Origin of the sequence: uncultured Aquimarina sp. (genome assembly GCF_947492965.1) — a bacterium.
Lineage (GTDB): Bacteria > Bacteroidota > Bacteroidia > Flavobacteriales > Flavobacteriaceae > Aquimarina.
On record NZ_CANLOZ010000003.1, the window covers coordinates 588,118 to 613,392 of the forward strand.

The window sequence follows — 25,275 nt, forward strand, 5'->3', positions numbered from 1 at the left end:
TAGAAACCGAAAATAAGATTCCCGCCTACGCGGGAAGAAACTATGACAGCACCTTACGTACATATAGATATAGAAAATGGGATAGGAACAATAGAGTTCTTTCATCCAGCGCATAATTCATTACCAGGAGATATTCTGGCTAAACTAGCACAAACAATTACTGAAGCTGGTGAGAATGACCAGATAAAAGTAATTATTTTAAAGAGTGGAGGTAACAGGACCTTTTGTGCTGGAGCTAGTTTTAAAGAGTTGATCAATATCAATGATGCAGAGACAGGTAAAATCTTTTTCTCTGGTTTTGCCAATGTCATAAACGCTATGCGTAAATGTCCAAAATTCATTATTGGTCGTATACAAGGTAAAACAGTTGGAGGAGGTGTAGGACTTGCGTCTGCTACAGATTATTGTATGGCTAGTAAATTCGCCTCGATTAAATTAAGTGAACTAAATGTTGGGATTGGACCTTTTGTAGTAGGTCCTGCGGTAGAGAGGAAAATTGGATTGTCTGCTATGTCACAAATAGCTATTGACGCGAATTCTTTTTATGAAGCAGAATGGGCTCGTGATAAAGGTTTGTTTACCAAAGTTTTTGAAGATACGGAGGCCTTGGATGCAGAGGTAAAAGCATTTGCAGCGCATCTATGCACTTACAATCCTGAAGCCATGTCAGAAATGAAAAAAGCATTTTGGACAGGTACAGAACAATGGGATACTTTACTGGCAGAAAGAGCAGTGATAAGCGGTAGATTAGTACTAAGTGATTTTACAAAAGAAACATTAAAAAGATTCAAATAAAAACCTGGTTGTTACACTGAGCTTGTCGAAGTGTAACAATTAGTGAATAGGAAAAGAGTCTTCGACGGGCTCAGACTGACAAAAATAAATATGATTTATAGCTTCAAAGGATATATACCCGTAGTACACGAAAGCAGCTTTGTACATCCACTAGCAGCAGTAACCGGTAATGTGATTATTGGTGAAAACTGTTATATCGGTCCTGGAGCTGCTATTAGAGGAGATTGGGGAGAGATCGTTTTAGAAGATGGAGTAAATGTACAAGAAAATTGTACCGTACATATGTTTCCGGGTAAATCCATTGTGCTTAAGGAAAGTGCACATGTAGGTCATGGAGCGGTAATTCATGGAGCTAATTTAGGACGTAATTGCCTTATAGGTATGAATACAGTAATTATGGATGATGCAGAAATTGGAGATGAGTGTATCGTCGGAGCGATGTCGTTTGTAAAAGCAAAAACAATTGTTCCCAAAAGAAGTCTTATTGTTGGTAATCCGGCAAAAGTTATTAAAGAGGTTACTGATGAAATGATTCATTGGAAAACCAAAGGAACCCAATTATATCAGCAGTTACCGACAGATTGTTTTGAGTCATTACAAGAAGTAGAGCCCTTAAGAAAAATTCCTAAGGATAGACCAACTCAAGAAGCTTTTTATAAAACACTAGAAGAATTTAAAGAAAAAAGATGAATATAGATCAACTGATACAAGAATTAGAACCATTGCGATTACAGCTTGCAAAACATCCTTTGTATAATCAAATGAAGGAAGTACAGGATGTAAGAGTTTTTATGGAAAGTCATGTTTTTGCAGTTTGGGATTTTATGTCATTATTAAAAAGCTTGCAAATACATTTAACAACTGTATCACTACCTTGGATACCCTCTAGTAATCCAAAAGTGAGAAGATTTATTAATGAAATTGTATTAGGAGAAGAAAGTGATATTGATCGATCGGGTAAATCAGTTAGCCATTTTGAAATGTATCTGGATGCAATGGAAGAAGTGGGAGCAAATACTGATCAGGTAAGTGCTTTGGTTAAGAATATCGCTGCAGGAGAAAATGTCCAAAATGCAATAGATAGCTTACCTATTTCTGAACAAGTAAAAATGTTTATGAAGTTTACATTCGAGGTTATCGCAACTGGTAAACCTCATATTATAGCTGCTGTATTTACATTTGGAAGAGAAGACCTGATTCCTGATATGTTTATCGAAATAGTAAAAGGAATTCAAGATAATTCGGATGTTACTCTGGAAAAATTAGTGTACTATTTAGAAAGACATATAGAATTAGATGGTGAGGAACATGGACCACTTAGTTTAGAAATGATAGCGTCTCTTTGCGAAACTAAAGAGCATTGGGAAGAGGCATTGTTATATAGTAAAATGGCTCTAGCCAACCGAATAGCACTATGGGATAATATCTCGGAAGTGTTACAAAATAGTACAGTAACATAAGAAATTTTAATTTTAGATTTAAAACTAACAAACATTAGTTAACCAAATGTCGACTATAGAATTAAAAATGCCCAAAATGGGTGAAAGTATTTCCGAAGCAACCATTTTAAATTGGTTAAAAAAGGTTGGGGATCCTGTGGAAGAAGATGAAACTATTCTAGAAGTAGCTACAGATAAAGTAGATTCTGAAGTACCTGCTCCATGTAATGGCGTTATTTCTAAAATCCTTTTTGAACCGAATGAAGTAGTAACAATAGGAAGCGTTATAGCCATTATAGATGTAGATGGTGAAGTAGCACAAAAAGAAACCAAAAAAGAAGAAACATCTATAGAAAGAGTTCAAGAAAAGGAATCAAGTTCAGCTTCTCTCCCTTTGGGAGAGATGTCCACTTCAAGTGGACAGAGAGGGCAATTTAAAGCAATAGGTTCTTCTGAGAATGATGGTTTCCTTTCGCCTTTAGTCATTAGTATAGCTAAAAAGGAGAATTTAAGCATAGAAGAAGTTCAAAATATAGCTGGAACAGGAGAAGGAGGACGTATCCGTAAGAGTGATATTATTGGGTATTTGAAAAACAGAAAATATCCATTGCCTAGTAGACCTCAACAACCTCAGGTTTCAAAATCAACCTATAAAGCACCGCCAATTTCTTTTGTTGAAGGAAAGGATCGAATTGTTGAGATGGATCGTATGCGTAAGATGATCGCTGATCATATGGTATACTCAAAACATACCTCTCCTCACGTAACCAGTTATATAGAAGTTGATGTGACCAACTTGGTTGAATGGAGAAATAATCATAAAGTAAAGTTTCAGGAAAAGTATGGAGAGAAACTAACCTTTACACCAATTTTTGTTGAAGCAGTTGCAAAAGCTATTCAAGAATATCCTATGATCAATGTTTCTGTTGATGAAAACAAAATCGTTGTGCATAAAGATATTAATATAGGAATGGCAACAGCACTGCCTAGTGGTAATTTGATTGTGCCTGTGGTAAAACAAGCGGATGAAAAAAATCTATTAGGATTGGCAAAACAAGTAAATCACCTTGCCAATAATGCAAGAACTAATAGTTTGAAACCAGAAGAGATTCAAGGTAGTACATTCACTATTTCTAATGTAGGAACATTCGGTAGTTTAATGGGTACACCTATTATTAATCAACCGGAAGTTGCGATTCTGGCTTTAGGAATTATCAAAAAACGTCCAGAAGTTATTACTACAAATAAAGGAGATGAAATTGCCATAAGAAGTATGATGTATTTATCCTTATCATTTGATCATAGGGTAGTAGACGGTTTCTTGGGAGGATCCTTCTTAAGAAAAGTAGGAGATGAGTTAGAAGCTTTTGATATAAATAGAGAAATATAATATACGCAAGGGATAGCAACGGCATCCTTTTTTTGCGTCAGTTCGAGTATCCTTCTTATGAAGGATGTATCGAGAACAAGTAAAAAAGATATAGTGAATAGCCCGACCCGACTGAAGAAGGGATGCGCCAAAAAAATATAATTATGGAACAACAAATCAAAATTACAAGAACTTCAGATTCAAGATTAAAAGACGTAGATTTTGATAATATTCCTTTAGGAACAGTTTTTACGGATCATATGTTTATATGTGAATATGAAAATGGAAGCTGGAACAATCCAAGAATAGAACCTTTAAAATTAATTCCTACGCATCCGGCAGCCATGGCATTGCATTATGGGCAAGCTATTTTTGAAGGAATGAAAGCGACTGTAGGAAATGATAATACTCCATTACTATTTAGACCCGAAGAAAATGCAAAGCGTTTTAATCATAGTGCAAGAAGAATGGGAATGCCAACCGTTCCAGAATCACTATTTGTGGAAGCAGTTGCAAAAATTGTAGGAGTGGAACACTCTTGGATTCCGCCAATGGAAGGTAGCGCACTATATCTAAGACCATTTATGTATGCAGATGAGCCTTTTATCGGGATGCGTGCAGCCACAAGTTATAAGTTTATTGTGATTTGTTCTCCAGCGGGACCATTTTTTACCAAAAAGATTAGGTTATATGCCGAAACAGAATATATCAGAGCTGCCGATGGAGGCACAGGAGAGGCAAAAGCTGCGGGTAATTATGCAGCAGCTATTCTGCCTACTGAGAAAGCAAAAGCAAAAGGATACGATCAGGTGTTATGGCTAGATGCCAATGAACATAAATATGTACAAGAGGTAGGAACCATGAATATCTTCTTTAAAGTAGAAGGTAAGTTTATTACTCCTAGTACAGATGGATCTATTCTGAAAGGAATTACCAGAGATAGTGTGATTACTTTGTTGAAAGATAAAGGTTTTGAAGTTACAGAAAGGCCAATCACAATCGACGAGGTTATTGAGTTTTCAAAACAAGGAAAATTAGAAGAAGCTTTTGGTACAGGTACCGCAGTTGCTATCGCTATGGTAGAGGCGATAGGGTATAATGATGAAGTAATTACATTACCATCAGAAAATCCGGTGAGTCAGGATATGAAAAAGACCATGGATGAGATCAAGACCCAAAAACAAGCAGATAATCATGGTTGGATTATTCCTGTACAAGTAGAAGAGGAGGTAAGTTAATTTACGAATTATGATTTAAGATTTACGACGGAAAGGCATAAAAAGTAATCGTATCTCGTAAATCCTACATCAAAAATCTAGAGGATATGATAGTATCAACAACGGTAGCAAAGGAAGTTTTACAAAAAGCATTTTCGCTATTATGCACAGCCAAATCTATGGCAGAGCTGTATGAAGATAATTTCAAAGTAGTATCAAAGTATGTACATGCCACCTCTCGTGGTCATGAAGCTATTCAAATAGCTGTAGCAATGCAGCTGTTGCCACAAGATTATGCATTTCCTTATTATAGAGATGATGCTATGTTATTGGGTATAGGAATGCGTCCTTATGATCTGATGTTGCAATTATTAGCAAAAAGAGAGGATCCTTTTTCTGGCGGTCGTACCTATTATTCGCATCCAAGTTTAAAAGATGCTGATAAACCAAAGATTCCGCATCAATCATCCGCAACGGGAATGCAAGCCATTCCAGCTACTGGTGTAGCGTTAGGAATGCAGTATAAAGAGTTAGTAGATATTCCACATAACGATTCCAGCAAGAGTAAGATATCTGAACAGCTTATGGCTGCACCTTTGGTGCTGTGCTCATTGGGAGATGCTTCGGTTACTGAAGGAGAAATAGCAGAGGCTTTTCAAATGGCAGCTTTGAAACAGTTACCAATATTATATTTGGTACAAGATAACGGATGGGATATTTCTGCCAACGAAGAAGAAACCAGAGCGCAAAGTGCTTATGAATATGCGGCAGGTTTTCATGGATTAGAAGCTATTACTATTGATGGGGCTAATTTTATGGAAAGCTACCTGGCTATTCAGGAAGTGATTAAAACAATTCGGGAAGAGCGAAGACCAATGTTGGTACATGCCAAGGTTCCGTTATTAAACCATCATACTTCTGGTGTACGAATGGAGTGGTATCGTGATGATTTGGAAGAAGCTCGATCTAGAGATCCATATCCAGTACTTAGGAATCAACTATTAGAAAATGGATTTACAGAAGAAGAAGTTCAAAAAATTGAAGCAGAAGCGCAAATAGCTGTAAAGAAAGATTTGGAAGAAGCTATGAAAGCTGAAGATCCAACTCCTGAGGATTTGTTTACTCATGATTTTGCACCTACGCCAATTCTTGAAGAGTCTGGTGAACGCGCACCTGATGATAAGGATGAGGTGGTTATGGTAGATTGCGCCTTATTTGCAGTAGAAGAGCTGATGAAAAAACACAAAGAGTGTCTGTTATATGGTCAGGATGTTGGAGGAAGATTAGGAGGTGTTTTTAGAGAGGCCGCTACTTTAGCACAGAAATTTGGAGATGAACGTGTATTTAATACACCTATCCAAGAGGCGTTTATTGTCGGATCAACAGTAGGGATGTCTGCGGTTGGTTTAAAACCAATAGTGGAGGTTCAATTCGCAGATTATATTTGGCCAGGATTAAACCAGTTATTTACAGAAGTGAGTCGCTCTTGCTATTTGTCTAATGGTAAATGGCCGGTATCTATGATATTGAGAGTTCCTATAGGGGCATATGGAAGTGGAGGTCCTTATCATTCATCTTCGGTAGAATCTGTAGTGACAAATATTAGAGGATTAAAGATTGCATACCCTAGTAATGGAGCAGATCTTAAAGGATTAATGAAGGCAGCGTATTATGATCCTAATCCAGTAGTGATTTTTGAACATAAAGGATTGTATTGGTCCAAAGTAAAAGGTACTGATGCAGCAAGAACTATAGAACCATCAGAAGATTATGTATTACCATTTGGAAAAGCGAGTGTAATACAACGTATTTGGGCACAAGATGAAAAAGAAACCATAACTATTGTTACGTATGGTATGGGAGTGCATTGGGCATTGAATGCTTCGAAAGACATAGCAGATGTTGTAGAAATTATTGATTTAAGAACGCTACATCCAATAGATGAAGATACAATCATGGAATCTGTAAGAAAAACTAAAAAATGTTTAGTAGTTACAGAAGAGCCTTCGAATAACTCATTTGCCAGAGCACTAGCAGGAAAAATTCAGGAAGAATGCTTCAGATCTTTAGATGCTCCTGTGATGACTATTGGGTCCGAAAATATGCCAGCGATTCCATTAAATAGCACATTAGAACAGACCATGATTCCTTCAACAGAAAAAGTAAAAAACAAAATACATGAATTGTTGAAGTATTAGTAGGTGTAAAATATAATTGTTTCATCCCTAGTTATTTATATAGCTAGGGATTTTTTTACTAGTAAAAACAAGTAAAAGAAAGAAAATACTTACAAAATAATACATTTTTGAATATTAAATATGTTAAAAAGCATTTTTTTTAGACAAAATACACAATTTTGTTTGGAGAATTAAAAAATGATCGTATCTTTATACCAGAGTTAATGAGTTAGCGCTTTCATTCCCCCCAAGATGAAAGCATTTTAAAAAGTGAGTTTTAATTTTAGAATAAGCCCCTAAATTAAGATGATTTGTGTGAAGAAAAAGAGCGTGGAGACGCTCTTTTTTGTTTTTATGTTTTTTTCTATCCCTTCTGTGAGGTGAATATAAATTGTGGATTACTTCACCTTGATAAAAATGCTATTAACATTTGTAATAAAATTACTACAAAACAAAATATTTATAATGGTTAAATATGTTAAAAAGCATTTTTTTTAGATAAAATGCGCAATTTTGTTTGAAGAATTAAAAAATGATTGTATCTTTACACCAGAGTTAATGAGTTAGCGCTTTCATTTTCCCCAAGGTGAAAGCAATTTTAAAAAAGTGAGTTTTAATTTTAGAATAAGCCCCTAAATTAAGATGATTTGTGTGAAGAAAAAGAGCGTGGAGACGCTCTTTTTTATTTTTATATATTTTCCTGTTCACTTATTCAACTTACATAGTTTTATCAAAAAATAAAAAAGTAGGGTGTTTTTGCTTTTGTATGTTTTAGGAGATGTAAAACATAAACTAAAAAGATATAAAAGTAATTATGAAAAAAATCATTTTATTATTCGCAGCAATTTCAACAGTGCTAGTCTCCTGTCAATCCGATGATGATGCAGGTCCGTCTGATACACAGGATAAATTTATTGGTGTTTGGAAGATTATACAAGAATTCGAGGATGGAGTAGAAGTAACCCTGGATGCCTGTGATCTTGAAGATACATTGACTGTAACTGATGATCAGAAATTTAGTGGCACTTCACATGATGTGCAAAATGGCACCTGTACATTGCAGGGAACGTTAACCGGTGGTTGGGAAAATCTTGGTAATAATATCTACAAAATTACACCAGATCTACCAGAAGCAGAAGAGATAGAAGCTACTATTACTTTTTCTGGTAATACTATGACGATCGTAACAAACGATGAAGATGGAGAATTGAAGGAGGTACTAACAAGATCTTAAAATTATTTATATACCGAGAAGACTGCAATAATATGCAGTCTTCTAGTTTATATACTAAAAATCAAAACGTAAAACCAAATCTGGAGTAAAACGAAGAGATTCATTGTCAAAACTTTCTATGAAGAAATTGAAGTTTTCATCAACATTTTCACGATATCCCTGACTAATCACATTTTTTCTATTATATAGATTCCTAATAGATACACCTACCATACCTTTCCAATCTTTATCTCTGTCAAGTTTAAAACGATATAAAGCTGAAATATCTAATCGATGATAATCTTTATACCTACTCGAGTTAATTCCTGTAGGATCGGTAATCGTACCATCCAAATCATTATCATCTCTAAATAATTTGGTAAAAGGTCGTCCTGTGGCGTAATTCCAACCCATTGCAAATTCAAAATTATTTACTGTTAGTGTTTGCGAAAAATTGAATACATGTCGTTGATCAAAGTTTCCTGGAAAATAAGAATCCTGAACAAGTGGAAATGAACTGATGGTCTTGCTGTAGGAGTATCCTGTCCAAAATCTATAATTACGAATTCTTTTTTTAAGAAGTATGTCAACTCCAATTCGTTCTTCTTCTCCATAAAAAACAGTGCTATCATCAGTATCTGGTTGTGCCAAATCAAGTATGAGATCGCTTAATGAAGATACATCAGTTATTTTTTTATAATATCCTTCGATATCAAAATTCCATCCTTTGTAAGTATATAAACCTCCCAAAGTAAATTGCATGCTTTTTACAACTCGAACAAAAACATCCTCATTGTCCAAGCCCTCTGTGGAGTTACTGGATAATATCCAGACGTTGTCGGATACCGGTAGGGTTGGAAATATACCACCTGTACTATTATAAGTAAGATAATTATTGAGTTGTTGATTCTTTAATTCTGCAGAAGTATTTAATGTAAAATTATCAGATAATTGATACGATGAAAACATTCTAGGTTCTATAAAAAAAGCATTTACATTACTTAATTGCGAACCTCTTAAACCAATATTTATAAAGGTTCTTGGAGTTTTATATTTATACTCAGAATAAAGAGTGTGATTTGTTCCATTCCCTTTTAAGGCAACAACATCCTCAGGAAATGAACTCTCAAAAAGTTCATATTCAGTTCTGTTATATGTAAATTGATAACCAACATTAAGACTATGCTTTTTTGCTATAGGAAGATGAAGAGCATATTCACCACCAATATCATTAACTTCATTGTTAATAGCTAAACTTTGTTCATTATCAGTATCAGAGACTAAAGGACTATTTATAAAGTTATAGCGTTGATCGTAAGAAGAAAAATAGAAGTTAATATTTTGTGATATATCATTGCGATACTTTTTATCCCAATTGAGGCTAAATCCCGAATTCCGGATTTTAAGAATGTCTTTAATATTGGTTTGCGTAGTGGTTGCTGGGATTTGTAAATTCTTATTGTTGTCTAAACGATTTTCTGCAAAAATAGCACTCAGCTTTATCGTATTATATTCATTTGGTTTCCAAAGCATTTTGAAGTTGCTATCAGAAAAAGAAAAATCATCTTCTCTGGAAGTTTCGAGAGGTGTTGGATCTTCATTAGCATCAGGAATATTCGCTCTAGTATTCTGAAATACTTTTCTTACCAGATTGTTATACGTAATATTTTGATAAATATCCGTTGTAGATCTTCGTCCAGCAAGCATTATTCCCAGTTTGTCAGATAGCGGTAGTTTTAAGTAAACATCTCCGTGAGTAAAATTTAAACCACCACCAACTTGTAGCTTATCAGTAAGATCATTGTCTGATTCAATGACAACAACTCCAGAAATACGATCTCCATAGCGAACACTTGTACCACCTCTGTACACCTGAACATTTTCGGTGATAAAGGGATTAAATGAAGATATTTGATTAAAAAAATGACCACTTTGATACATTTTGATACCATCCCAAAGCACTAGGTTTTGTCCGGGTGTTCCTCCTCTTATATATAACCCTGCAGGATCTTCTGTCGGGCTACTAATGCCTGGTAATAATTGAAGGCTTTGCAATACGTCAGGTTCTACAAGACCTGGTAACACACGCAGTTTTTTAGTTGATATATTTACCGAAGCGTCTTGATTTTTTTGAATTCCTCCAGTTAGATATTCCTTTACTAATACCTGACCTAAACTCTGAATTTCTGGCCGTAAGCTAATAGTATCACAAGATGTTATAGTTAGTTCTGAAACTTTAATAGTTTTGTTTTGATAACCAAAATATCCTATCGAAATTGAATCCCATGGATGAACTTGTAACTCGAAATTCCCCATGTTGTCCGTAAGGTCAATGGTTTTACTATTTTGAATGATATCTGCTTGTGGTAACTCAAATTTGGAAATAGCATCTATGAGAACTCCGCAGATAGTAATTTTTTTAGTATTTTTTACTAAAATGTAGTCAGTCTCACTTACTTTTTGCAATAGGTAAGAGGTTTGAAGTGCTATAATGTTCTGAAGATTGGTAATAGATAGATGTGTATTCGTAAGCTTCAGTGCTATATCTTCGATAGCTTTTACATCATATGAAAAATTAAACTTTAATTGATCTTCAAAAGTTTCCAGTATAGAAACTAAAGATTGTCTTTCGGTAGTAGTTGGTAAATTTATTTCTTGAGAATAAGAAATAACAGTACAAAAGAGTAGTAGGGCTGGAATAAATCTGGATAATTTCACCTATTTCTTAGTGCTATGTTTTAAAATTTTTAAAGATAACTATTATAAACGATTCCCAAAGGAATCATTACTCTGTATGAAAACAAAAGAGATTAAATAATATTTTAAAAAAAATAAAAAAAAAGTAGGGTGTTTTGATTTTCGTATGTTTTAGGAGTCGTAAAACATAAACGTAAAAAGATAAAAACGACCATGAAAAAAATCATTTTATTATTAGCCGTAATCTCTACAATTGTAATTTCTTGTAAATCCGATGATGATGCTGCTGGACCTGTAGATATGCAAGATCCGTTTGTTGGTACTTGGAAAATAACACAAGAATTCGAAAATGGAGTAGAAGTGATGCAAGAAGCTTGCGATTTAGAAGAAACTATAACTGTCAAAAGCGATATGACATATAGTGGAACCTATTATATGATGGGAGCTTCTAGTTGTGAGGTAGGAGGAACTTATTCCGGGACTTGGGAGAATCTTGGAGACAACAAGTACAAAACTACTTTTGATGATACAGAAGGTGAAGGTACTTTAGAAATTGAAGCAACAGTTACATTTTCAGGAAATACTATGACCATTGTAAGGAATGATGAAGATGGAGAATTTAGACAGGTATTAACCAGAGTGTAAATTACAAAAGAGATAAAAAAGACAATGACTTATTTATAGTTGTTGTCTTTTTTGATTAAAAATTAAATCTCAAAACAAAATCTGGAGTAAAGCGTAAAGATTTATTTTCGAAACCTTGAAGATAAAAGTTGAAATCTTCATCCTGAACATTTCTGAAACCTTGACTAATAGTATTTTTTCGGTTGTAGATGTTTCTCAGTGAAATTCCAATCATTCCATTTGTTTCTTTTGACGTATCAATTTTAAATCTGTAAGTAACAGATGCGTCCAGTCTGTGGTAAGACTTAAATCTACTGGAGTTTATACCTCTGGGGTCGATCACTCCGCCATCGAGATCATTATCATCCCGAATTATTTGTGTAAAAGGTCTGCCGGTTGCGTAATTCCAGCCAAGAGCAAACTCGAAATCCTTTACTTTCAATGTTTGAGAAAAATTGAATGTATGACGTTGATCAAAATTCCCATCAAAATAAGTGCCTTGAACTAGTGGGAAAGAAGATATGGTTTTACTTAAGGAATATCCTGCCCAAAATCTATAGTTCTGAACCCTTTTCTTGATCAATACATCAAAACCTATTCGCTCTTCCTCTCCATAAAATATTAATGAATCATCATCATCAGGCAATGCTAAATCAAGAATTAGATCGGTTAATGAAGATACATCCTTTATTTTTTTATAATATCCCTCTACATCAAAATTCCATCCTTGATAAGTATATAAGCCTCCTAACGTAAATTGCATACTTTTTACCACACGTATAGGAACTTCTTCCAGAAATTCTCCATCGAAATTATTATTAGAAAGAATCCAAATATTATCTGCAACAGGAAGTGATGGAATTGTTCCGAACACACTGTTATATGTATTAAAGTTATTTAATTGTTGGTTTTTTAGCTCTGCAGAGGTATTCAGAGTAAAGTTGTCCAATATTTTATAAGAAGAAAACATACGGGGTTCAAGGAAAAAGGAATTCGTATTACTTAATTGTGATCCTCTTAACCCAATATTTATATATGTTTTAGGAGTTTTATATTTATATTCGGAATATAAGGTATGATTGGTTCCATTTCCATTAATACTAGCACCAAACTCATCTGTTCCAAAATCATCCGATAAAATAGTTGTAGTTTCATATCCCGTTTCATTGTAGGTAAACTGATACCCTAAGTCTATAGATTGTTTTTTAGTAACGGGAAAATGTACTGTATATTCTGCTCCTATATCTTTAACAGTATTATTAATAATTAGGTTTTCCGAAGAATTATTAAATGACCTTACATCAATGTTATTATATCTTTGATCAAAAGACGAGAAGTAAAAATTAATATTTTGATAGATGTCAGTTGTATATTTTTTATCCCAATGTAAACTAAGACCAAAGTTTCTAATTTTTAAAACATCTTTTACATCGGCCTCGATATTGGCTGCGGGAACTCTTACGGTTTTATCATTGTCGAGTCTATTTTCTGCAAAGATAGAACTGAGTTTAATCGTATTTTTTTTGTTAGGTTCCCAAAGAAATTTAAAATTACTATCAGAAAAAGAAAAATTATCTGTTCTGGTGCGCCCCTCAGGAGTTTCTTCTTCATCATTGTCAGGAATATTCGATCTGGTATTCTGAAATACTTTTCGAACTAGATTGTTGTAAGCAATATTTTGATAGATATCCGTGGTGGATCTTCTGCCTGCAAGCATAAAACCTACTTTTTTTGATAATGGTACTTTAATATATGCATCTACATGAGTAAAATTTAAACCACCTCCAGCTTGAAACTTATCAGTGAGATCATCATCGGATTCTATAGCTACCACTCCAGATATTCTATCACCATACCGAACACTGGTTCCACCTCGATAAACGGTTACGTTTTTAGTAATAAACGGATTAAAAGTAGAGATTTGATTAAAAAAATGACCGTTGTGATACATTTTTATTCCATCCCAAAGCACCAAGTTTTGACCAGGTGTTCCGCCTCTAATATATAGTCCTGCAGGATCCTCTGTAGGACTACTAATTCCAGGTAGTAATTGTAAACTTTGTAATACGTCGGGTTCTACAAGCCCTGGAAGAATTCGAAGTTTTTTAGTAGATATATTAACAGAAGCATCTTGATTTTTTTGAATACCTCCTGTAAGGTATTCTTTAACTAAAACCTGTCCTAAATTTTGAATTTCAGGTTGTAAACGAATAGTATCACAGCTATTAGTAAGATTGGAAATTTTTATAATTTTGTTTTTATATCCAAGGTAAGATATAGAGATGGAGTCCCAAGGATGAAGCTGTAATTCGAAAAAACCTTTGTTATCTGTAAGATCAACAGTTTTATTATATAGAAGTATATCTGCTTGCGGTAGTTCGAATTTAGAAACTGCATCAATAATAACACCACAGACATTTACTATTTTATCATTTTTAACAAGAATAAAATCCGTATTGCTTACTTTTTGAAGCAGATAAGAGGTTTGAGACTCTATTATTTTTTGTAGAGAATCAATGGTAATTAGTTCGCTATCAATAGATAGTGTTATATCTTTGATAGTATCAGCATCGTAAGAAAAACTGAATTGATACTGATCTTTAAACGCTTCTAAAATTATTCTAAGCGATTGTTTTTCAGAAGAACGTACTACTGTAATTTCTTGAGAATAAATATCAATATGCCAGAAAAAAAATAAAAATAGTATTAGTGATAAAAACCTCACCTGTTTTTTAATTCAATAGTTTTAGAGGATTTAAATATATAATTAATATTCATTGGTTCAAAACAAGTCTTTAATGCGGTATTAAGATCTGTGTGTGTAAAGAAACCAGAAAACAAACGGTCTGTATCTACATCTCCTTTTTCTATAGTAATGTCGTATTGTCTTTCGAGTTCTGCAATAAGTCTGCCTAGCGATACTTGATTAAAAGTACTTTTTTGTTGCATCCATCCAGGCTCAGACTCTTTAATTTCAACCGAATTTAGTGCGCTTTTATCTATAGAAGTAACACCTTTACCAGGAGTTAGTATAGCTTGATTCTTTCCGTTATTTACAGAGACTTTACCTTCATAACATTGTACTTCTATAGTGGTATTTCTAGAATATACATTAAACTCAGTCCCTAATACTTTAATAGCTCCATTTTTAGTTTTTACTGTAAACTGAGATCCTTTGGCAACATCAAAAAATGCTTCCCCATCTAGCGTAATAGACCGATCATTTGTAAAGGAACGGTCATTGTATTCAATAGTAGATTTAGCATTAAGCGTTACTATAGAGTTATCTGGTAATGTCCAGGTTTTTGTTTCTGCAAAATTGGTATTGATCGTTGTAGTATTAAAAAATACGGTTCGTAGACCAATTAACACAAGGAAAACAGCTGCTGCCGCATATAACCAAGGACGTAATTTTATTACTTTAGAACCTTTAGATACGTTCTTTAGATATGTTTGGTTATATTCCTTCTGCTTTTGCAGATTTGCTTCAATATCAAATACAGGACGTTCAAATTTATCAACGCCTTTTAGAATATCCTTATAAGCCAGATATTCTGGAGTATTCTCAAACTCTTTTTTTTCTTTTTCAGAGAGGTCATTAGCCAACCATCTCCCTAAGAAATTATTATCACTTTTATTCATCTAAGAATGTTTTTATATTTTAAATCCTGTTTATAAACAGGTGTCTATTTACATGTCTAAATTTCACTTCTTTACTATATAAGTGGAACTTTAAATTTTCCCTATTTTTTTTCTTAACGTTACCAAGGCTAAATGCATTCTTTTTTCTACTGCTTTTACCGAAATTCCTAGCATTTCAGCAATTTCTTTGTAGGTTTTCTTTTCGATTCTATTCAAAAGAAAAACTTCTCTTTGTCCTTCTTTTAATCCGCTAATCGCTTGGTTTAACTTGTCCATGAATTCCTTTTCTTCCATCTGAAATTCAGGAGACTCATTGGTATATGTTTTTTGTGGTGTCGATTTGTATTTTAAGACGGTTTTTTGATGTATGGCTTCGTTTATGGAAGCATTATTGGCTATCTTATAAAGAAAACTCTTAGCAGCACCAAAAATAATTTTGGAACAATTCATCCATAGTTTGGCAAAACTATCTTGTACTATATCCTGAGCTTTTTCCATATCACCATATTTGTAATAAAGATAATAGCATATCTTTTCTGCATGTTCTCTATATAATTGATCGTATATGCTTTCATCACATACGCTTACTTGCTGTTCAGGCATTTTTATTTTGTTTAGTTGGCATAAGTTAATAGATTATTTAATATTCAGGTAGTAAATAGTTATAATAATCAATCTACCTGTTCTAATACTCTACATCTTATTCTAAAGGTTTGTTGGTTTAACGTAAAAAATTTTCATTTTCTATTGTGGTCAGGTTATAATAGAATGGTTTCGGTTATATATTTTTAATTTTCACTCTGTAATATCTTAAAATTCACAACCCTAAAACAAAATAGAATACATATACCCTACCAAAAAAATGGTTTTATTTAAATATTTTTTAAAGTGAAAGAAAAAACCTACAGAATAGCATATTTATAATATTTAAATATGTTAAAAAGCATTTTTTTTAGATAAAATACACAATTTTGTTTGGAGAATTAAAAAATGATGGTATCTTTACACCAGAGTTAATGAGTTAGTGCTTTCATTTTCCCCAAGGTGAAAGCAATTTTAAAAAAGTGAGTTTTAATTTTAGAATAAGCCCCTAAATTAAGATGATTTGTGTGAAGAAAAAGAGCGTGGAGACGCTCTTTTTTATTTATGACATAATCTTTAAGTAAAATTAACTAAAACATAATTGTAAGAAAAAACCTCTTTTATTTGTGCCTAAGCTATTTTTGATCTACAATATACTTTTTTTGTATGATAAAGTGCATAAGCCATTTCTAAGAAGCTTAAAAAACTAACTTAATTTATTGCCTTATTTTTCAGGTAATTAAAAATATAATTATTGATATTAAGGCAATACCCTAATCATTACAATTTGTGTGAATCAAAGATAAAATAGAGGCTCTTTTTTAATTTAATTATTTGTAATTCATGGGTTTATGTTTTCTTATGTAAGTGGTTTAATTGGATTACAAATCTGGTTTTTTAATATAGAGCGGGGTTTTTAAGCGGGGTTTTCTAAGATTTTTTACTGCTTTACGATCAAATAAAAAAACTGTCTTTTCAGACAGCCTCTTTCGCTATGTTCAGTAACCCCAAATTCTCAGAGGCCAAACTTTTTGATTCAAGATTTGATTGATATTGAAAAGTTTGTGAAGGAGTATCCGATTTAAAATATTCTATTAATTTTTAACTTGTAATTCTATCCTTACTAAAGTAGCAGGTTCAAGTCCTGCTCCCGCTACTAGTAACCGCTTCATTTTGAAGTGGTTATTTTTATTTTTAGACTTTTTTTGAGTTGTAAAAACTATTTTTTAACAATAGAGCATGGTTATGGAGCATGGTTTGTGTTACTTTTTAGATCTAAAATTGATCTCATTTTAAAGTGGGGTACTGTTGATTTATTTTATGTGCTTTTTCAGTTGATGATTTAAGTTGTTGTTTATCAGTTTGTTTTGTTGTTCTGTTTCTTTATTCCTGATTAAGATTTTTGTTTTTCAATAGGACATGGTTTTTTTGCGAACTTCGGGGAGGTATTCATTAGAGTACTGCTTGAGAATATGTAAATTGTTTGAAATTATGGTTTGTAAGGTCAAGAAGGATCAAGGTCAAAAGTTGAATACAACATAAATATTCTTGTTAATCGAAATGTGAGAACTTTATACTTTTTATGAGATATAAAATTTTGCAAAGATTAGTTTTTACTCTAATAATTTAGTATTCGGTTTGCTGAAATAATATTGGAATAAAAATCTAAGATGATGTTTCTGAAAAATGGTTAAAACCGATTGATGTCTGTTTTTTCAATTTGGAAAAGGAGTAATTTGAATATTGTACAGGAAAATAAGCAGTGTAAATTAATAGGTGTCTCAAGAGTGTTTGAACTTTACATGTGTAATATTTCACTATTCTTATTTTTGGAATTCTTCTTCTACAGATAAACTTAGATTATTTTTTTTAACTTTATATGAAGTAAGGTTTTGAGTTTAAATGATCAAATTATATTACTGAAATTTGATAAGTCAACAGATATATTGGGATGCATTTATAATGTCTTACAATATGATACCACTTTTTAAAGTATCAATATTTAACATATGATTTGGAGATAATAACTAAATTAAAAGTATCTTTAGAGTGATAAAATTCGTAAAGCTTCAAATTAATCTTGTTTTTTCAGATTCACTATTCTTTTATTGCTCTCTTTTTTTCTCGGCAATAGTGCAAAAAACAATTTTAAGGATAACAACGTAGATTTTAGTATTGTTTCCAACGTAGAACAAGTTTTCATAATTGAATATTCCTGTTTGTTTCTCCATCCATATTACGTTAATATGTTATCTCCGAATTATAAGGGGATAGGCTTAAAACAAAAAGTTGATAGTATCAAAAATCTAAAATTTTCAAAAAGAACAAACTCTGAGTTTTCAAAAACATTGAGAAACAAGGTTAACAATTATTTCAAAACAGATTAAATCGACAAGCATACAAATAACAGCATGATCTTTAAAAATATCGTAATACTTGCGGTTTTTTAGCATTAATATTGGTATTGCTTCCGATACAGCTAATGAATATGAAATACCCTATCATACAAAAAGAACATTTTTTTCAGCGATTATGGACCATATTAGAATTTTGCGAAAGTTGGGAAAAATGCAAGTCATACATAGAATCCAGATACAATTTTAAGATAATAAATTAAAGAACAATGAATATTATAAAACAAACATTAAATAGAATAATAAATAATAATTACAAAGTAATGAAAGAAGGAACAGTAAAATTTTTCAATACTGCCAAAGGATTTGGCTTTATTAAACTCAAAGATTCTGATGAAGATATTTTTGTACACCAAAGCGGTATTATAGATGAAATTCGTGAGAACGATAACGTAAAATTTACGATGGAAAGAGGTCAAAAGGGAATGAACGCAGTCAATGTTGAATTGATTAAATAACAAGTCCTACCTCTCTAAAAATGTTGAAAAGCCATCTATTGAAGATGGCTTTTTATGTCTTATATCCTATACTGACAATACACTTAAATTTTGAGTATCTAATATCTAATCTCAAATATAATAGAGGTGTTGTGATCGTATGAGAATGCTTAAAAATATGTTCCCAAAGTAAAACTCCATACAAAAAACAAAAAAATGACAATACAGATAAAACTTTCCTTAATAGCACTGATTTTTTTTACGATTGGCTATTCCCAAGAAATAAATCGAATAGAACAACTAGAGGGAGTGTATCAAGGACGTATTAAAGGAGGTTATTCGTTTTGTTATAAAACCGTATCTGGATTTGATGAGATATTGGTTTTTAATGAAATTTTGTCTGTTATACTTGAAAAATATCCATTACATACGGATAAAAATATTGGAGAAAATTTTATCATCTCGTTTACTAAGGATATAATTATTGAGAAAAAAAAGAGTATAGAAGTGTCAACCATATTACGCTTACAAAAGCTTGTACCTGGACAATATCTTCTAGAATGATATAAAATCCTAATTCCTAACGTATAAATAAATACCTTACATATAAACGATTACAAATATGAGTACAAAACTATTCATAAAATACATGGTTAGTTTACGATGCAAACTGATGGTCAAAGAAGAGTTAAAAAAACTTGGATTGCATTATTTGGTTTTAGAATTAGGTGTTGTTGAGCTCTTGGAAGATATAACTAAAGACCAACGCCTTGAACTGAAGAAAAATCTAAGTAAATCTGGCTTAGAACTGATGGAAAATAAAAAAAGCATTCTAATTGAAAAGATAAGAAATGTTATCGTTGAAATGATTCATTATACAAATGAAATTCCCAAAGTTAATTATTCTGATTATATAAGTGAAAAAGTTGGTTATAATTACACATATCTAGCAAATATATTTTCAGAAGTGAAGGGAATTACTATTCAGCAATTCATCATTATCCACAAAATAGAAAAAGTTAAAGAATTACTTATTTATGATGAACTAAATCTTACAGAAATAGCTTATAAACTTCATTATAGCAGTGTTGCTCACTTATCTAATCAATTTAAAAAAATCACAGGTTTAACACCCACTTTTTATAAAAAACTGAAGGAAAAACGTAAACAAAGTCTAGAGGATTTATGATAAATAAACATAAATTCATATAGCTTGTTCGATGTTCAAAATGTTTGATACTGCAGAAAAGTGTGATATATGTAATGTAGGCTTAAACTAGTGTAACACATTAAAGTATTAATTAACTGAATTTCGTATCCATAACGAACTCTTTTTTATAGATGAAGAGGTATTCATTATCTAAAAACAAAAACCATGGCAAAAGGAAAAGAAGGTAAATCTAAGTTAGGTAAAAAAGCACCTGTAAAAAGTTTGAAAGAAAAGAGAGCTGCAAAAGCTGCAAAAAGAAAGGAGAAACGGAGCGAGGAATAATTAGTAAATACAAATCGTTGCTGACGTATTCTAATTTAACATTAATCATCCATAATATCTTTTATGAAGAATAAAGAATTAGAAAAATCCTATAAGTATAAATTGGTTGATACCATTGATTATGTGCCTGGATCTGTGGTGATGAAAACAATTCTAAAGAAAAACACGGGAATAGTAGCCATATCATCATTTGATAAGGGAGAAGCCTTGACTTTTACAACTTCTCCTTTTGACAATTTTATTCAAATTATTGATGGGGAAGCTGAGATTATTATTAATGAAGAATCAAATATTGTTGAAACAGGTCACGCAATTATTATCCCTGCTCATGCAATAAATATAATGATGGCAAATAAACGATTTAAAATGATATCGATTATCATTAAAAGTGGTTATGAAGATGTAAGTATCTAAAATTTGAAAATAAAGTATATGGAAAGGCAAGAAAGTAAATTCAAACCGGGCGATACCGTTTATGCCAAAGTAAACCCTGAAGTCAAATTGGTCGTACGGTTATATTACCGGCGAATATACTATTGTACGTTTGCTGAAGATCCTAAGAAAAAGGAAGTAGTATTTTTTGAAAGAGAGCTTGTTCAATGAATGTTAAAAATAATAAAAATTAAGAATTAAATGACATACATATAAATGACAAAAAAAATACACATAGCAAAAAAGCAAAGTTTTCATTTCAATATCCCGAAAAGTAAACCGAAGATTGCTTACTTCATATTGGCACATCGTTTCCCTAAACAATTCAGACGATTATTTAAGACAATTTATCACCCAGGAAATCACTACTTAATCCATATTGATCAAGAATCCGATGCTTCTACTAAAAAGGGTATTAAAACTTTTTTAGAAGATTATTCTAATGCTTATATTTTAAGAAGTGAGAATGTAGTGTGTGGAGGATACAGTCGAGTACAGTCTGAAATTAATGGAATGAAGTATCTCTTAAAACGTTGCCTCAAATGGGATTTTTTTATTAATCTAAGCGATCAGGATTTTCCTTTGAAATCTAACAATTTTATATTTGATTTTTTGGGCAAGAACATCGGTAAAAACTTCATGAAGATTGCTAATCAGATTAGAGATCGCCCAGATACGATGAATCGAATTGAAAACTATTTTCACGAAACTGATATTGGTTTTTCGGGCATACCTTATCAAAGATCCTTCATGAAAAATGTAACCCCATATATAGGAGGGCAATGGATGATCTTGACTAGGACTTGCTGTGAATTTATCTGCTATAACCCTGAAGTAAAAAAATTTGAAGATTTCTATCACAATATATGGTTGGCAGATGAATCATTTTTTCAAACAGTACTAATGAATACTTCATTCAAAGAAACAATCGTAAATGATGATAAAAGAGCTATTATATGGATGTCTGACGAAGGGATGAAATTGAAACCTAAAACTTTGACTGGATCAGATATTGACTTTTTGATGCAAGGAGACAACTTATTCGCCCGAGAATTTGATGAGAATATTGATGTGTTGGTATTGGATTTTTTGGAAGAATCTATAAAAGCAGATCCAATACTAAATAATGCTATTAATATAGATTTTAATCTTATTCCAACTCATAATATGGATACAAAAAAAAGTGTCGTATTAAGCCCAGAAACAATTATAAATCCTCCTACTCAATTAAGAAAACTTAATGGCAATAAATAAATAGTAAAATGGCTAAAATGAATATTACGAGAAGTTGGAAGGAGCAAAAGGTGATGCTAAAACGAAGGTTTTCTTTTCTATCGGACGGGGATTTTGATTTTAAAGATGGACAAAAAGAAGCAATGCTTGATAATCTTGCTGTTAAACTTAAAAAAACAAGAACAGAGCTAGAAGTACTTTTTGCTGAATTACAAACCTATTGAATTATACTTAACAAAAATAATCATGCATAAATTTAAAATACAACCTCTTTCTGATAGGGTGCTTGTAAAAGCAGACATCGCAGAAGAAAAATCAAAAGGAGGTATCATTATACCGGATACTGCTAAGGAGAAATCTCAAAAAGGTATAGTACTAGCCGTCGGAAAGGGAAAGAAAGATGAACCCATGACCGTAAAAATTGGTGATGCCGTATTATATGATAAATATTCGGGCACAGAAATTACGGTTGAAGGAATTGATGCACTTATTATGAAAGAGTCAGATATCTTTGGCATTATTCGGCCAGTCAGATTAGAACTCATATAAAAAGATTTAACAAATATATGTTGAAACTAAGATGATGAGTTATGTATAGATATGAAGATTAACAAATCAGTATATCCTAAAGATAAAAGGGAGTTTTGTCAGGGTATTTAAAAACAGTTGATTGTACATAAGACTCTTCTAAAATGGCATAGTGAGCATATTTTTTATTTTTTTCTACTGCCCAACCAATATTGCCATAGTCAAAATGCCAATATTCTTTATGATCACACACAAAATCTTCATTCTCGAAAAGTTTCATAAGTAGCTTACGGTTTTTCCTTGCTTCCTCACTAATGCTAGGATGTTTGGGGTAACATTTTTCATTTAAATCTATATGTAGGCCATCGTTAGTTCCGAAATCCAGGACACATTTCTTTCGCAAATCATAAATCAAAGCATCAACCGCGCCTCCAGTTGAATGGGTAGATTGTTTTCTTGGGGCGATAAACCTTGATACTAGCTCATTAATTTCTTCTGCGTTTTTTTTTGGATATTTCTTTTTCATAAAACTTGCTTTTTGCTCCCATAGTTTCTGCTGATGCTCAAATGATCTCCAGGCAGATCTAATAATTAACCTTTTGTCCTGATCATCCAGAAGCTTACTTATTCGACCTATTTTTTCGTAGACCTCTTTTCTAACTAAATAACGATAGTTTTTTTGAATGGACTTTTCGAATATTAAATTAAAATTAGAATCCTGAAGACTTATCAATGGGCTTAGATCATCTTTGATAGTCATAATGGCTGCTTTCTTTTTGTGCGACCTATTTTTCTCTTCGACTACAAGACAATAATCTTTTGCGCTTATTGGAGTCTTGATGTTTTTAAAAATATAGGGTGAATTCATAGCGGTAACTAATGCTCCATATTTTAATGTAAATGACACCTCGTCTCCAACTTTTAAATCTTCTTTTTTGGCATTGATTATAATGTGATCCCCACCCGCTCCTAGGATTTCAATATCTAATTTTGGGGTTAATCCAGTCACCATTACATCTTGAACCCCCATGGCTAAGATAGCTCGTTTTATCATGCCTTGGTCTTTTAAATTTGGTTTGTTACCAAAAGCGTTAAGACCAATTTCGCCATCTGGTACTGATGATTTGTTTTTCAGTTCGATAACCTTGGCTGTCAACATAAAGGCGTCTTGATAAAGTTTTGGAATCGGCTTTCCGGTTAAAGGTTCATAACCTAAAAATATAGACTCTCCAAGTCTCAAATTATTAATCTTGCCTAAATCTTTTGTAGTATTAAACCAATTATAATTAGCTGAGTTCCCTCCTGAGATTATAGATAGCTTTATGTTGAACTTCTTCTCAATACTATTAGCAATAGAGGATAGTATGTCCATTTTTTCCGCGGTGGGTTTAACTCCAGAAAAGCAGGCAAGATTTGTACCTATACCTTCAAGTTTAATACCTTTTAGAGTTAGTACCTTTTTGATAGTGTTTTCCAATTGTAACGGTAATATTCCTTCACGTAAATCTCCTAATTCTACCATTAGTATAATTTTATGGATCTTACGGTGTAGGATAGCATATTCTGAAAGTTTTTTTATTACAGATAATTTCGAGTTTAAACTCATATCAGTATCTAATACTACTGATTCCGTTTGACTGATCATTGGAGTTCTAATCAACAGGAAATTTGCTTTGACTCCAGCAATACGCATTTTTTTGATATTTGATATTCTGGAGTCAGCAAGAATTTTAATCCCGCTCTTTACCAAAATATTAGCAATATGAGGATCCGCACAAACTCCTTTAGTAACAGCAATGATATCTATACCTTTTGACCGAAAAAGGGAACTTAAACCCTTAGCGTTATTAGCAATTTTGTTAAGATTAATATCTATTCTTGGGGTTGGCATAGTAGTGGATTGATACGATTTAAATCAGGAAATATTTCTTGAAGTTTTTCTACCAACTTACCACAGTCGTTTTTTAGGACATCAGTAACAGGTAATTGATATTTTACTTCATAAGCCTTTATTATATTTTCAACTTCTTCGTCATTCATATCTTCGTGATTGATTGTGATTGCAATTACCTTAGACCCAGTGAAGGTTTCTAACATTTTTATTTCACTCTCAAGTGTTGGCATTAGAATATCTGAAAAATCACACCTGTTGCGCCTTTTTGGTGGATGTTGAAGGACAATAGCCTTAGGCATAGCACCTCTTAGGATCGCACTTGAAGAGGTAAATGCCAGATGGCTCAGTGCTCCTTGTCCTTCTACTACAATAATATCGGGTTGTTCCTTGATTGCTTCCAGAATAGCATTTTCAACTTCTCCGGTTGCAAAACCAGAGCTTAGTACATCTATGGCAACACCATATTTGGAACCTTGAAGTATTCCTGTCTGACCTGTAGTTATGAAGATCGCATTTAAACCTATTTTCTTTAGGGCTTCTACTAGCTTAAGTGTCGTAGTTCGCTTACCAACCGCACAATCTGTACCAAATACTGTTATGACAGGAGTTTGAACGTCTCTGATTTGCCCTGTAAAATTATGAAGGTTTTCTTTTGAAGGTGGTTTTCTTACATCAAAAATAGATACATTGTATTTATTTGCAAGCTCTATACAAACTGGATCATCCGAAAGAAACTCTGGTAGTCCATTTACAATATGCATTCCAGATTTAATGGCTGTGTAAATAACTTTTTTCTCTTCATTATTAAGTAATGGTGAGAGTGGAGAAATCCCATAGATAAAGTATTTTGGAACGCTATCTAATATCTCAATCGCTTTATTAAAATTTTGGAATATTGGTATCTCATTTTTAATTCCATCCAAATACTCTCCGGCATCAAGACCTGATTTAGTGCTATCTATAATCCCAACGATTTTATACTTTCCAGAATGCCTGACAAGACCATTTGCGACTTTACCATCTAATTTGCCAAATTCATTTTCGCAATAAACTATTGCTGATGTTTTCATAATTTGTGCGATTTAAGATA

At 32.6% G+C, this 25,275-nt stretch carries 21 protein-coding genes; 15 read left to right on the top strand and 6 right to left on the bottom strand.

Translation table 11 applies throughout. The annotated features are described in order from the left end of the window. Positions 1–42: 42 nt before the first annotated feature. The 7 genes from Q1B37_RS10530 to Q1B37_RS10560 all read left to right on the top strand — a co-directional run bounded on the left by Q1B37_RS10530 (position 43) and on the right by Q1B37_RS10560 (position 8,231). Complete coding sequence (locus Q1B37_RS10530) at positions 43–795, top strand: enoyl-CoA hydratase/isomerase family protein (protein WP_299898503.1); 753 nt, start codon at positions 43–45, stop codon at positions 793–795. Positions 796–885: 90 nt separating this feature from the next. Then, complete coding sequence (locus Q1B37_RS10535; RefSeq protein WP_299898505.1) at positions 886–1,485, top strand: transferase hexapeptide repeat family protein; 600 nt, start codon at positions 886–888, stop codon at positions 1,483–1,485. Next, positions 1,482–2,255: a DUF3050 domain-containing protein gene (locus Q1B37_RS10540; protein ID WP_299898507.1), complete on the top strand. Its 774-nt coding sequence runs from the start codon at positions 1,482–1,484 to the stop codon at positions 2,253–2,255. The genes Q1B37_RS10535 and Q1B37_RS10540 overlap by 4 nt, the downstream gene beginning before the upstream one ends. 46 nt (positions 2,256–2,301) lie before the next feature. Beyond that, positions 2,302–3,624 (top strand): dihydrolipoamide acetyltransferase family protein, encoded by a 1,323-nt coding sequence (locus tag Q1B37_RS10545; protein ID WP_299898509.1) that lies wholly within the window; start codon positions 2,302–2,304, stop codon positions 3,622–3,624. A 143-nt stretch (positions 3,625–3,767) separates the two neighbouring features. After that, positions 3,768–4,841 carry a branched-chain amino acid aminotransferase gene (locus Q1B37_RS10550; protein WP_299898511.1) on the top strand — a complete coding sequence of 358 codons (1,074 nt, stop codon included), beginning with the start codon at positions 3,768–3,770 and terminating at the stop codon, positions 4,839–4,841. Between the two features lie 86 nt (positions 4,842–4,927). Next, a complete protein-coding gene (locus Q1B37_RS10555) occupies positions 4,928–7,018 on the top strand; it encodes a thiamine pyrophosphate-dependent enzyme (protein WP_299898513.1) in 2,091 nt (696 codons plus the stop codon). Between the two features lie 793 nt (positions 7,019–7,811). Next, the gene (locus tag Q1B37_RS10560) at positions 7,812–8,231 is read left to right on the top strand and encodes a lipocalin family protein (RefSeq protein WP_299898515.1); all 420 of its coding nucleotides are present in this window, start codon (positions 7,812–7,814) and stop codon (positions 8,229–8,231) included. Between the two features lie 54 nt (positions 8,232–8,285). Here the strand turns inward: Q1B37_RS10560 and Q1B37_RS10565 are convergent, their stop codons facing one another. Further along, positions 8,286–10,928: a TonB-dependent receptor plug domain-containing protein gene (locus Q1B37_RS10565; RefSeq protein ID WP_299898516.1), complete on the bottom strand. Its 2,643-nt coding sequence runs from the start codon at positions 10,926–10,928 to the stop codon at positions 8,286–8,288. Positions 10,929–11,120: 192 nt separating this feature from the next. Between Q1B37_RS10565 and Q1B37_RS10570 the strand changes: the two genes are divergently transcribed. Further along, on the top strand, positions 11,121–11,552 hold the full coding sequence (locus tag Q1B37_RS10570; RefSeq protein ID WP_299606216.1) for a lipocalin family protein: 432 nt from the start codon (positions 11,121–11,123) through the stop codon (positions 11,550–11,552). Positions 11,553–11,607: 55 nt separating this feature from the next. Here Q1B37_RS10570 and Q1B37_RS10575 read toward each other — a convergent pair whose 3' ends face one another. The 3 genes from Q1B37_RS10575 to Q1B37_RS10585 all read right to left on the bottom strand — a co-directional run bounded on the left by Q1B37_RS10575 (position 11,608) and on the right by Q1B37_RS10585 (position 15,776). Then, on the bottom strand, positions 11,608–14,256 hold the full coding sequence (locus tag Q1B37_RS10575) for a TonB-dependent receptor plug domain-containing protein (protein WP_299898518.1): 2,649 nt from the start codon (positions 14,254–14,256) through the stop codon (positions 11,608–11,610). Beyond that, complete coding sequence (locus tag Q1B37_RS10580) at positions 14,253–15,173, bottom strand: FecR family protein (RefSeq protein WP_299898520.1); 921 nt, start codon at positions 15,171–15,173, stop codon at positions 14,253–14,255. The genes Q1B37_RS10575 and Q1B37_RS10580 overlap by 4 nt, the downstream gene beginning before the upstream one ends. Before the next feature lie 90 nt (positions 15,174–15,263). Then, positions 15,264–15,776, bottom strand: a complete 513-nt coding sequence (locus Q1B37_RS10585; RefSeq protein ID WP_299898521.1) for a sigma-70 family RNA polymerase sigma factor — start codon at positions 15,774–15,776, stop codon at positions 15,264–15,266. Positions 15,777–18,378: 2,602 nt separating this feature from the next. On the opposite strand from Q1B37_RS10585, the gene Q1B37_RS10590 reads away from it, so the two are divergent. The 7 genes from Q1B37_RS10590 (at position 18,379) to Q1B37_RS10620 (ending at position 22,312) form a co-directional block, all read left to right on the top strand. Next, entirely contained in the window at positions 18,379–18,627 is a 249-nt protein-coding gene (locus tag Q1B37_RS10590) for a cold shock domain-containing protein (RefSeq protein ID WP_343909296.1), read from the top strand. Positions 18,628–18,822: 195 nt separating this feature from the next. Further along, a complete protein-coding gene (locus tag Q1B37_RS10595; protein ID WP_299898523.1) occupies positions 18,823–19,170 on the top strand; it encodes a hypothetical protein in 348 nt (115 codons plus the stop codon). Positions 19,171–19,255: 85 nt separating this feature from the next. Beyond that, on the top strand, positions 19,256–19,795 hold the full coding sequence (locus Q1B37_RS10600; protein ID WP_299606361.1) for an AraC family transcriptional regulator: 540 nt from the start codon (positions 19,256–19,258) through the stop codon (positions 19,793–19,795). A gap of 366 nt (positions 19,796–20,161) precedes the next feature. Next, positions 20,162–20,512 (top strand): cupin, encoded by a 351-nt coding sequence (locus Q1B37_RS10605; RefSeq protein WP_299898525.1) that lies wholly within the window; start codon positions 20,162–20,164, stop codon positions 20,510–20,512. Between the two features lie 234 nt (positions 20,513–20,746). Continuing rightward, positions 20,747–21,784 (top strand): beta-1,6-N-acetylglucosaminyltransferase, encoded by a 1,038-nt coding sequence (locus Q1B37_RS10610; protein WP_299898527.1) that lies wholly within the window; start codon positions 20,747–20,749, stop codon positions 21,782–21,784. Between the two features lie 17 nt (positions 21,785–21,801). Beyond that, complete coding sequence (locus Q1B37_RS10615) at positions 21,802–21,987, top strand: hypothetical protein (protein ID WP_299898529.1); 186 nt, start codon at positions 21,802–21,804, stop codon at positions 21,985–21,987. Between the two features lie 22 nt (positions 21,988–22,009). Next, positions 22,010–22,312 (top strand): co-chaperone GroES, encoded by a 303-nt coding sequence (locus tag Q1B37_RS10620; RefSeq protein WP_299605912.1) that lies wholly within the window; start codon positions 22,010–22,012, stop codon positions 22,310–22,312. Positions 22,313–22,388: 76 nt separating this feature from the next. On the opposite strand, the gene Q1B37_RS10625 is transcribed toward Q1B37_RS10620, so the two are convergent. After that, entirely contained in the window at positions 22,389–24,182 is a 1,794-nt protein-coding gene (locus Q1B37_RS10625; protein WP_299898531.1) for an alanine racemase, read from the bottom strand. Next, complete coding sequence (locus tag Q1B37_RS10630; RefSeq protein ID WP_299898532.1) at positions 24,164–25,255, bottom strand: DUF1611 domain-containing protein; 1,092 nt, start codon at positions 25,253–25,255, stop codon at positions 24,164–24,166. The genes Q1B37_RS10625 and Q1B37_RS10630 overlap by 19 nt, the downstream gene beginning before the upstream one ends. Between the last annotated feature and the right edge of the window lie 20 nt (positions 25,256–25,275).